7 protein-coding genes and 1 pseudogene are annotated in these 9,375 nt (G+C 70.2%); 4 read left to right on the plus strand and 4 right to left on the minus strand.

Annotation, left to right across the window (positions count from 1 at the left end; genetic code table 11):
* The 3 genes from HG543_RS47565 to HG543_RS47575 form a co-directional block, all read left to right on the plus strand.
* The coding region (locus HG543_RS47565; protein WP_169351604.1) for a hypothetical protein at positions 1 to 1,415 on the plus strand (1,415 nt) is incomplete at its 5' end.
* 220 nt (positions 1,416 to 1,635) lie between these two features.
* A complete protein-coding gene (locus tag HG543_RS47570) occupies positions 1,636 to 1,953 on the plus strand; it encodes a hypothetical protein (protein ID WP_169351605.1) in 318 nt (105 codons plus the stop codon).
* A gap of 34 nt (positions 1,954 to 1,987) precedes the next feature.
* The gene (locus HG543_RS47575; protein ID WP_169351606.1) at positions 1,988 to 2,362 is read left to right on the plus strand and encodes a DUF488 domain-containing protein; all 375 of its coding nucleotides are present in this window, start codon (positions 1,988 to 1,990) and stop codon (positions 2,360 to 2,362) included.
* Positions 2,363 to 2,428: 66 nt separating this feature from the next.
* On the opposite strand, the gene HG543_RS47580 is transcribed toward HG543_RS47575, so the two are convergent.
* From HG543_RS47580 to HG543_RS47590, 3 genes are read right to left on the minus strand one after another with little or no spacing between them, the layout of a single operon-like run.
* Positions 2,429 to 5,575, minus strand: a complete 3,147-nt coding sequence (locus HG543_RS47580) for an efflux RND transporter permease subunit (RefSeq protein WP_169351607.1) — start codon at positions 5,573 to 5,575, stop codon at positions 2,429 to 2,431.
* An 18-nt stretch (positions 5,576 to 5,593) separates the two neighbouring features.
* Positions 5,594 to 6,751: an efflux RND transporter periplasmic adaptor subunit gene (locus tag HG543_RS47585; protein ID WP_169351608.1), complete on the minus strand. Its 1,158-nt coding sequence runs from the start codon at positions 6,749 to 6,751 to the stop codon at positions 5,594 to 5,596.
* A complete protein-coding gene (locus HG543_RS47590) occupies positions 6,739 to 8,142 on the minus strand; it encodes a TolC family protein (protein WP_169351609.1) in 1,404 nt (467 codons plus the stop codon). The genes HG543_RS47585 and HG543_RS47590 overlap by 13 nt, the downstream gene beginning before the upstream one ends.
* Positions 8,143 to 8,358: 216 nt before the next feature.
* On the opposite strand from HG543_RS47590, the gene HG543_RS47595 reads away from it, so the two are divergent.
* Positions 8,359 to 8,718 (plus strand): MarR family winged helix-turn-helix transcriptional regulator, encoded by a 360-nt coding sequence (locus tag HG543_RS47595; RefSeq protein ID WP_246357820.1) that lies wholly within the window; start codon positions 8,359 to 8,361, stop codon positions 8,716 to 8,718.
* Between the two features lie 85 nt (positions 8,719 to 8,803).
* Here HG543_RS47595 and HG543_RS47600 read toward each other — a convergent pair.
* Positions 8,804 to 9,375 (minus strand): annotated as a pseudogene (locus HG543_RS47600) (cell envelope biogenesis protein TolA); the annotation flags it as partial.

Raw genomic sequence — 9,375 nt, forward strand, 5'->3', positions numbered from 1 at the left:
GGGCGGGTGGGGTGCGGCAGGTGGTGCGGCTGTCCGTGGAGGTGACGGCGCCCGCCGAGGCGGCACCGCGGCTCACGTCCGCCACGCCCCCGGACATGGTCTGGGGCCGGTCGGTCAACGTCTTCCTGCGTGGCTCGGGGCTGAGCGGCACGACGTCCGTGGTGGCGCGGCCCGCCTCGGGCACGGGAGAGGCACAGCCCACGGGCATCTTCTCGGCGACGGACTCCGAGGTGGAGGTCAGCCTGTTCATGTCGTACGGGGAGACGCACCCCTCCGACTTCGTGCTGGAGCTGACGACGGCCGCCGGCACGGCGACGCTGCCCTTCGAGGTGTCCACTCCGTACGTCGACCCGGTCAACGGCTCGGATGAGGCGGGGCGTGGCACGCGGCTGCGGCCCGTCGCGTCCATCCTCGCCGCGAGGAACCTCTGTGGTGGCTGCGTCCGGCCCCTGTGCAACTCCTGCCCCGTCCGCCTGTCCCCGGGCACCCACCACGTCTCGGGCAGCCTCACCGTCAACCCGCCCTCGGTCCTCGTGGGACAGGGCGAGCTGTACGGCGCCAATGCGACCGTCATCCAGGGCCAGAAGGGGGACCGGTTCACCCTGATGGGAACGCGGATGGAGAACGTGAAGGTGACGGGCTTCGACAAGGGCGTCGAGGCGGAGCATGTCCTGATTGACAACTCGGCGCTCCTCGTTCCCGAGCTCACCGACGTCCATCTGACGGGCAATGGCGAGGGCCTCACGACCCGGGGCCACGTCACCGTGTCGACGAAGAATCAGCCGACCACCATCGAGGACAACCGCCTCCGGGGCATCACCCTCGCCGGGTTGAATGGCGTGGTCACGCTGCAAGGCAGCGAGGAGCACCCCATCCGAATCAGGAACAACGGAGACGGCTCGCAGGACGCGGGCGGCGTCGTCGGCTTCGGCAACAGCGTGGCTGGCACCGCCGGTTACATCGACAGCGCCGAGTTCACGCAGTTCGTCGACAACCGCGGCGCGGGCGTGAAGGTGGGCGGCCTGAAGGCACGTGACTGCGACTTCAGCCGGAACCAGGGGCCGGGGGCGTGGATGACCTCCACGGGGACCACGCCGGTGGACCTGGGGTCGGCGATTGCACACGGGCGCAACACGCTCCAGGGCAATGCCATCAACCTGCGCGTGGACCGGGCCGGCTGGCCCTTCGTGTCCGCCGTGGGCAACTGTTGGGACGTGCCCGAGGGGAACGATTTCCCAGAGGCGACGCGGGACGGCACGTGCGGCCGGCTGGGCCGCCGCTTCGAGCGCGATGGCGTCACGCTCATCAATGACGAGGGCAAGACCTCGGCGCCCTTCACCTGGACGGGGACTCCGCGCTTCAACTACTGGCTCGGCGCGGGCGGCAGCGGCTCCAGCGAAGGCATCCAGTTCTGACGCGGTGACGTGGCGGAGCGGGGCACCCGTGCCCCCTCCCGCCCCGGCTTTTCAGCTCCTGTTACACCAAGGCAATAGAAACCCGGCTGCAACGGACTGGCGAGACCTCCCGAGCGACATTCGGTGTCACCCACATCGTCCGAGGGAAGGTCGGCCCCTGTTCGCTGGCAGGAGAGCGCGGGTACGATTCGCTCCTCACCTTGTCGCGGAGGAGTCCCAGATGAAGCGTCTGCTGGTTTCTGCGGTGGCGATGTTCGCGATTCACGCGGTCGGCTGTGGCGGCGGCGCCCTGGAGGAGGGCGAGGCGCCGGCTCCCGTTCCCGAAGCGGGTGAGGTGACGCAGCAGGGCCCCATCGGCGGGGTGAGGAAGGGCACCCGCGACTCCTATTACAGCGACTCCTCCTACACGACGCTCGTGGGCGTCCGGGAGTACGGCTGCCCGCCTTCGACGATTCACGTCAACTGGGGCACCACGAGCGCCTACAAGATCTCCACGCCCTTCGTCTGCTACGTGGATCCCCCGCTCGTCGAGCGGTAGGAATCCCGAGCGGCCGTCCGGGGGTTGAAGAGGAATGCCCATCAAGACCCGTCGCTGGTGTGTTCCCGCGGAGCCCGATGACGGGCTCCGCGTCCTCATCTGCCGGTACCGGCCGCGCGGCCTGCCCAAGGCGAAGGAGACCTGGGACGTGTGGATGCGCGACCTGGCGCCCAGCCCGGAGCTCTTCGACGCGTTCTACGGCAAGGGCCGCACCCCCATCACCCTGGACGAGTACCGCGAGCGGTACACCCGGGAGATGCAAGCGCAGCACGAGCACGTCGCCGAGCTGGCGGCCCGCGTGGACCGGGGCGAGACGGTGACGCTGCTGTGCTCGAAGGACTGCATCCTCGAGTCCATCTGCCACCGCACCCTGCTGGCCGGGCTCATCGAAGCCGCCCGGCACAAATGACGAGGGCCCGGGCGAACTGCCCCGGGCCCCGCGTCTACATCAGGGAAGGGGCGTGCGCCCCCTGGCTCAGTGAGACGGAGCCGGCGTCGGCACCACCTCGTCCTCGCCCGTGCTCCGCTTCGTCTCGCCCCGCAGCTTCTGCATCAGCACGTACAGGCCGGGGATGAAGACGAAGTTGACGATGGTGGACACGAGCATTCCGCCGAACACCGCCGTGCCCAGCGAGTTGCGCGAGGCGGCGCCCGCGCCCGACGCCGTCATCAGCGGCACCACGCCGAGGAGGAACGCAATCGACGTCATCAGGATGGGACGCAGGCGGACTTCGGCCGCCTCCACCACCGCGTCGATGGCGCTCTTGCCGTTCTCACGCAGCTGCTCGGCGAACTCGACGATGAGGATGGCGTTCTTGCTGGCGAGGCCCACCAGCATCACGAGGCCCACCTGGCAGAACACGTCATTGGCGAAGCCACGCGCGAGCTGCAGGCCGAGCGCGCCCATGATGGCCAGCGGCACCGAGAGGATGATGACCAGCGGCAGGCTGAAGCTCTCGTACTGCGCCGCCAGCACCAGGAAGACGAAGAGCAGACCCAGGCCGAAGATGATGAGCGTCTGACCACCGCTCTGCTTCTGCTCCAGGCTGATGCCCGTCCACTCCGCGCTCATGCCCTGCGGCAGCACCTGCGCGGCCAGCTGCTCCATCTTCTCCAGGGCCTGACCGGAGGACACGCCCGGCGCGGGCTGGCCGTTGAGCTCCACGGCGCGGAAGAGGTTGTAGTGGCGGATGACCTGGGCGGACACGGTGGGCTCCACCTTCACCAGCGCTTCCAGCGGAATCATGTCGCCGCTGTCGCTGCGCACGTAGAAGGCGCCGATGTCCTGCGGGCTGTCGCGGAACTGCTGCTCGGCCTGCACGTACACGCGGTAGGTGCGGTTGGCGTAGTTGAAGTCGTTGACGTACTGGCTGCCCATGTAGACCTGCATCGTGCCGAAGATCTGCTCGATGGGGACTCCGAGCGCCTTGGCCTTCTGCCGGTCCACCTCCACGTCCAGGAGCGGCGTGTCGGCGTTGAAGGTGGTGAAGACGCCGCGCAGCTGGCCGTCCTCGTTGGCCTTGGCCGTCAGCGCCTGCACGGCGGAGGCAATCTGGTCCAGCGAGCTGGTGCCGTCCACGTCCTCGACGATGTACTGGAAGCCGCCCACGCTGCCGACGCCGCGGATGGCCGGAGGCTGGAAGGGAACCACGCGCGCCCCGCCGATGCGGCTGAGCGGCGCACGCAGCCGCTCCACCAGCGCGGCCACGGACTGGTTCTTCCCCGGGCGCTCGTCCCACGGCTTGAGCGACGTGAAGATGGTGGCCATGTTGGGGCCGGTGCCCTGGAAGGAGAAGCCGCCGATGGCGAACATGGCGCGCACCTCCGGCTGGTCCTTGAGCACCTTCTCCGCCTCGGCCAGCACCTTCTCCGTCTGGGCCAGCGCCATGCCCTCCGGGCCCTGCACGGAGATGATGAGGTAGCCCTGGTCCTCGTCGGGGATGAAGCCCGTGGGCGCCATCTTGAAGAGCGCCACCGTGCCGGCGATGCACAGGAGGAACGCCGCCAGGATGATGACCGGACGCTGGAGCAGCTTGCGCAGGCTCCGGCCGTAGACGGACTTCGTCCAGTCGAGCACCTGGTCCACCTTGCGGAAGAAGATCCACTTCTCGCCGGTGTGGTGCTTCAGCATCCGCGCGCTGAGGGCGGGCGTGAGGGTGAGGGCGCAGAAGGTGGACAGCGCCACCGACGCGGCGATGGTGAGCGCGAACTGGCGATAGATGGCGCCGGTGGTGCCGGGGAAGAGCGCCACGGGGACGAACACCGCCACCAGCACGATGGAGATGGCGATGACGGCGCTGGCCACCTCCTTCATGCCCTCGCGCGCGGCCTGCGCCGGAGACAGGTGCTTCTCCGCCATCAACCGCTCGATGTTCTCGATGACGACGATGGCGTCGTCCACCACGAGACCCGTGGCCAGGGTGAGGCCGAAGAGGGTGAGGGTGTTGATGGAGAAGCCCATCAGCTGGACGAAGGCGAAGGTGCCAATCAGCGAGACGGGGAGGGTGAAGGCGGTGATGAGCACGCTGCGCCAGCCGTGCAGGAACAGGAAGATGACGAGGATGACGAGGGCGATGGCCTCCACCAGCGTCCGGAGCACCTCGTTGATGGAGGCGCGCACGGCGAGCGTGGTGTCGGTGCCCGTCTGGAACTCCATGCCCGGCGGGAACTGCTTCGACAGGCGCTCCAGCTCCGCGTAGACGCCGTCGCGCACGTCCAGCGCGTTGGCGGTGGGCAACTGGAAGATGGCCAGACCGATGGCCTGCTTGCCGCCGAAGCGCAGCAGCGTGCCGTAGTTCTCCGCGCCCATCTCCACGCGGCCCACGTCCTTCACGCGCACGGCCTTGCCGTCCGTCTGGCGCATGAGGACGATTTCACCGAACTCCTCCGGCTCCACGAGCCGGCCGCGCGCGCGCACCGCGAGCTGGTAGGGCTGGTCATCCGCGGAGGGCGGCTGACCCACCTGGCCCGCGGCCACCTGGAGGTTCTGCTCCTGGAGGGCCCGGGTGACGTCCTGCGGGGTGAGCTTGCGGCGCGCCAGCTCCGTGGGGTCCAGCCACATGCGCATGGAGAACTTGCGCTCGCCGAAGATGCGGACCTCGCCCACGCCGCGCACGCGCTTGATGGCGTCCTTGAGATTCACGTCGGCGTAGTTGCTGAGGAACTTCGCGTCGTAGCGCTCGTCCGGGCTGAAGAGCGCCACCGTCATCAGCATCTGGCTGGAGGCCTTGTTGACGACGATGCCCGTCTGGTTCACCTGCGCGGGCAGGCGGGAGGCGGCGCGGCTGACGCGGTTCTGCACGTCGACGGCGGCCACCTCGATGTCACGGGTGGGCTCGAAGGTGATGGTGATGGAGCTGGTGCCGTCGTTGCTGCTGGTGGAGGTGATGTAGCGCATGCCCTCCACGCCGTTGAGCTCCTGCTCCAGCGGAATGGTGACGGCGCTCTCCACCACCTCGGAGCTGGCACCCACGTAGTTGGCGGTGACCGTGACCTGCGGCGGGGCCAGGTCCGGATACTGGGCGATGGGCAGCGTGGGGATGGCGATGGCCCCCACGAGCGTCAGCAGGATGGAGCAGACGATGGCGAAGACCGGTCTGCGAATGAAGAAATCAACGAACATGTGCGCGAGTCCCTTTGCTCAGCGGCTGCCCCCGGCGGGGCCGCCTCCCGCGACGCCCTGCTGCGACGCGCTGCCCAGCGCGCCGCCCTGGGGGGCCGGCGCGGACTTGACCTTCACGGGCATGCCGTCGCGCAGCGCCTGCAGCGAGGACACCGCGACGAGGTCGCCCGGCTGAAGGCCCTTCTCGACGACGTAGGCCATCTCCCCCAGCGCGCCGAGGGTGATGGGACGGCGCTCCACCACCGTCTTGCCTTCCTTCTCCCGCACGACCAGCGCGAAGGGCTGGCCGCTCTGGCGCACCACCGCGAGCGCCGGAATCTGCAGCGCGTCGCGCACGGAGTAGACGAGGCGCGCGCGCACCAGCTCGCTGGGGCGCAGGCCCACGGTGTTGCGGAAGGCCGCCTTCACCTCCACCAGCTGGGTGCGCGGGTCGGCCTGGGGCGCCACGAAGAAGACGCTGCTGGTGAGCAGCACCTTGCCCTGCGCGTCCAGGATTTCCAGCGCGGTGTCCGGCTTCAGCGCGCGGGCGCGCGGCGAGGGCACCGCCACGCTCACCTCCAGCACGTCCGCCTGGGCGATGCTGGTGAGGACGGTGCTGGCACTGACGTAGTCGCCCAGCCGCACCAGCACGTCACCCACCGTGCCGGCGAAGGGCGCGCGCACCAGGTTGAACTGCAACTGCACCTGGCGCTGCGTCACCTGCGCCGCGGAGGAGCGCGAGGCGGCCTCGGCGGCCTCCACCTGGGCGCGGGCGCTCTCCAGTTCCTGGGCGCTCGCGAGGCCCTCTTTGTTGAGCGCCTCGGTGCGGGCCAGGGTGCGGCGCGCCAGCTCCAGGTTGGTCTTGGCGGAGCTCAGCTGGGCCTGGGCGCTGTCGAGCGCGGCCGTCTCCTCGCGCGCGTCCACCTCCACCAGCGGGGTGCCTTCCTCCACCTTCTGGCCGGGCTTCACATGGATGCGGCGCACGTAGCCGGCCACCTGCGGCAGCACGGTGACGCTCTGCCGCGAGATGAGCGAGCCGAGGTACTCCCCCGTGTCGCGCACCTCCTTGGGCTGAACGGCCACCGCCTCCACCTCGCGAGGCGGAGGCGCGGCCGGCGGCGCCTTGTTCCCAGAGCAACCCGCCACCGTCACCACCAGGGCGGCACTCCACATCATCTTCCAGTTCACCAGTCGCACCGGGCCTCCGTCAGGAATGCGTCCAGGCGCGCCTGGACGAGCTCGAATTCACGCAGCACCAGGTTCAGCTCCGCCTGGCGCAATGCCGCGCCGCTCTGCACCAGCTCCAGGCTGCTGCCGCGGCCCACTTCAAAGGAACGGCGGGTCAGCCGGTCGGTCCGGTCGGCCAGGTCCCGCGACTCGATGGCCGTCTTCACCAGCGCCTCGGCGACCTCGACGCCGCGCCGGGCCCGGGCCACCTCGATTTCCACGTCGCGGCGGGCGCTCTCCAGCGTCGCCTCCGCCTGCGTCTCGAGGCCGGCGCGCTCACGCACCAGCCCTCCGCGGGTGCCGCCCTCCCAGAGGGGCACGGCCAGCACGGCGGAGACGTTCCACGTCGCGAAGCGGCCGAAGCCCGGGTCCGTGGTGAAGCCCAGCAGCGTGCTGGACAGGCCCAGCGTGGGCAGATAGCCGGCGGAGGCCTGACGGCGGCTGTCACGCGCGGACTCCACCTGTGCGCGCGCCGCGACGAGGTCGGGCCGCGCGTCGAGGCTGTCCAGCGGAGCGCAGTCCTTGCGCGCCTGGTCGACGAGGCCCTGGAGGTTGAAGGAGGGGTCGACGCCCATGGGAGCGCCGAAGCCCAGCGCGAAGCCCAGGGCCTCGCGGGCCTGACGCAGCTGCTCGTCACCGGAGACGAGCGCGCCGCGCGCCACGGCGACGTCCTGGTTGACGCGCACCACGTCCAGTTGGTTGCCGGCGCCCAGCTCGAAGGAGCGCTGGGTGAGGGCGGCGCGCTCCAGGGCGCGCTGCAGGCCCACGCGGTTGATTTCGGCGGCGCGCTCGGCGGCCACGGTGGATACCAGCACCTGCGCCAGTCCCAGCGTCAGGCGACGGCGAGCGTCGTGGAGGTTGGCCACCGCGCCCGTCTCGGCGGCCCGGGCCGACGACAGGCCGCGCCACGCGCTGATGTCCACGAGGGACTGCGTCAGCGTGCCCGTGACGGTGCCCAGCGGCGCGGTGGGCACCTTGCCGTTGCCGCCCGTGGCGCCACCGCCGACCTGCGCGCCACCGCCCCCCACGCCGAACGCGGGGACGTCCGGATTGAGGAGGTCATACGCCACGCCGGCCTGGGCGCGCGCGTTGGGCAGCAGCGTCCCGAGTGCCTGGCGCGACCGGCCGGCGGCACGCTCCACCCCGGCCTCCGCGCTGCGCAGGTCCGTGGACCGCTCCTTCACCAGCGCGAGCGCCTCATCCCACGTCTTCACCACCCGCGGGGCGGGAGGAACCGGCGTGAGCATCGGGTCCTCCACGATGGCGGCGGGGACGGGCAGAGGCTCGCTCGGAGCCGGGGCTGGGTCGGATTGGACCGCTGCGGCGGCGAGCGCCAGGAAGAGGAGTGAATGGGTTGCCATACGTCAAACACACGAGAAGGAAGGAGTGACTGACCGTGCTGCCGAAATTCCCCCCGGTTTTGACGCCCTGCGCGGCACCGATGTAATTGACAACGGTTGTAGTCTGCAACCATTCTTCTAGACAGAATGACGCTCGTCGAGCAAGTCGCATCCCTGCGTCGCACCTTTCGCCGTCTCGTGTCAGAGCGGCTTGGGGAGCAGACGGGCAGGCCCTTCATGCAGTTGTTGGCGCTGAAGGTCATCGCCGGAGGTGTCGCCAGTCAGGCCATGCTGGCGGATCGCCTGTCGGTGGATGCGCCCGCGGCGAGCCGGCTGGTGGACCGACTGGAGGAGGACGGGCTCGTCATCCGCCGTGCCGGAGAGAACCGCCGGTGCCTGAAGCTGGAGCTGACGGAGAAGGCCCAGGGCGAAGTGCAGCTCCTGCGCGACGCGCTCCAGTGGATGGACGGGGAGCTGTGCCACTACCTGGAGGAGGCCGAGGTGACGGAGCTCAAGCGCCTCCTGGGAAAGCTCCAGGACGGCCTGCTCCGGGCCGCCGAGGGCACCGCGCCGTCCGCCTACGGCGTGGACGACTGAAGGACTGAAACGGCGAAGGGCCCGGCCCCGCGGGAGTGCTCCCGGGAGACCGAGCCCTTCAGGCCCGACGGAGTCTGGCGGTGCTTCAGACGGACGCGGGCTTCTGGTCGTCGCTGGCCACGGCGGGGGCGTTGTCGGCCGGAGCGGGCTCGGCGGCGGGCGCCTGCTGGGCGGCGGCCTGGGCCTCGGTCTCCGCGCGGACGCGAGCGGTCTCCTCGGTGCGCTGGTCGCTGGCGGCCATCTCCTCGGGCGTCAGCTCGGTGCGGTCGGCGAGCATGCCCGTCTTCTTCTCCAGGTCCTTGATGGCCCGGCGCAGCAGGTCGCGCTCCAGCAGCGTCCGGTTCAGGCGCTTCTCCAGCGCCTTGTACTTGTCGCGCATCAGGTCCAGGTCGGACTTGGCGGCGGCGTAGACGCGCTGCTGCGTCTCGGTGCGGCCCTTCACGCGGCGCAGCTCCTTCTCCAGCTCCACGGCGCGCGAGCGCTCCTTGTTGGCCTGCGCCTCCAGGCGCTCCATCTTCTCGCGGTCCGCGTCGTTCAGCTCGCGGTAGCGGCGCTGGCCGCGGTCCTGCGGGGCCTCGACGGCGGGCGTCACCGCGACGGTGGTGGCCACCACGGACTCACCCTCCTTGGCGGGGGCGGAGATCTGCTGCACGGGGG

The organism is Pyxidicoccus fallax (genome assembly GCF_012933655.1).
Lineage (GTDB): Bacteria > Myxococcota > Myxococcia > Myxococcales > Myxococcaceae > Myxococcus > Myxococcus fallax.

Coding starts and splice junctions, on each gene's coding strand:
- HG543_RS47570 (WP_169351605.1), top strand. CDS start 1,636: ATGAAGCGTCTGCTGGTTTCTGCGGTGGCGATGTTCGCGATTCACGCG.
- HG543_RS47590 (WP_169351609.1), bottom strand. CDS start 8,142: ATGGCAACCCATTCACTCCTCTTCCTGGCGCTCGCCGCCGCAGCGGTC.
- HG543_RS47580 (WP_169351607.1), bottom strand. CDS start 5,575: ATGTTCGTTGATTTCTTCATTCGCAGACCGGTCTTCGCCATCGTCTGC.
- HG543_RS47575 (WP_169351606.1), top strand. CDS start 1,988: ATGCCCATCAAGACCCGTCGCTGGTGTGTTCCCGCGGAGCCCGATGAC.
- HG543_RS47595 (WP_246357820.1), top strand. CDS start 8,359: ATGCAGTTGTTGGCGCTGAAGGTCATCGCCGGAGGTGTCGCCAGTCAG.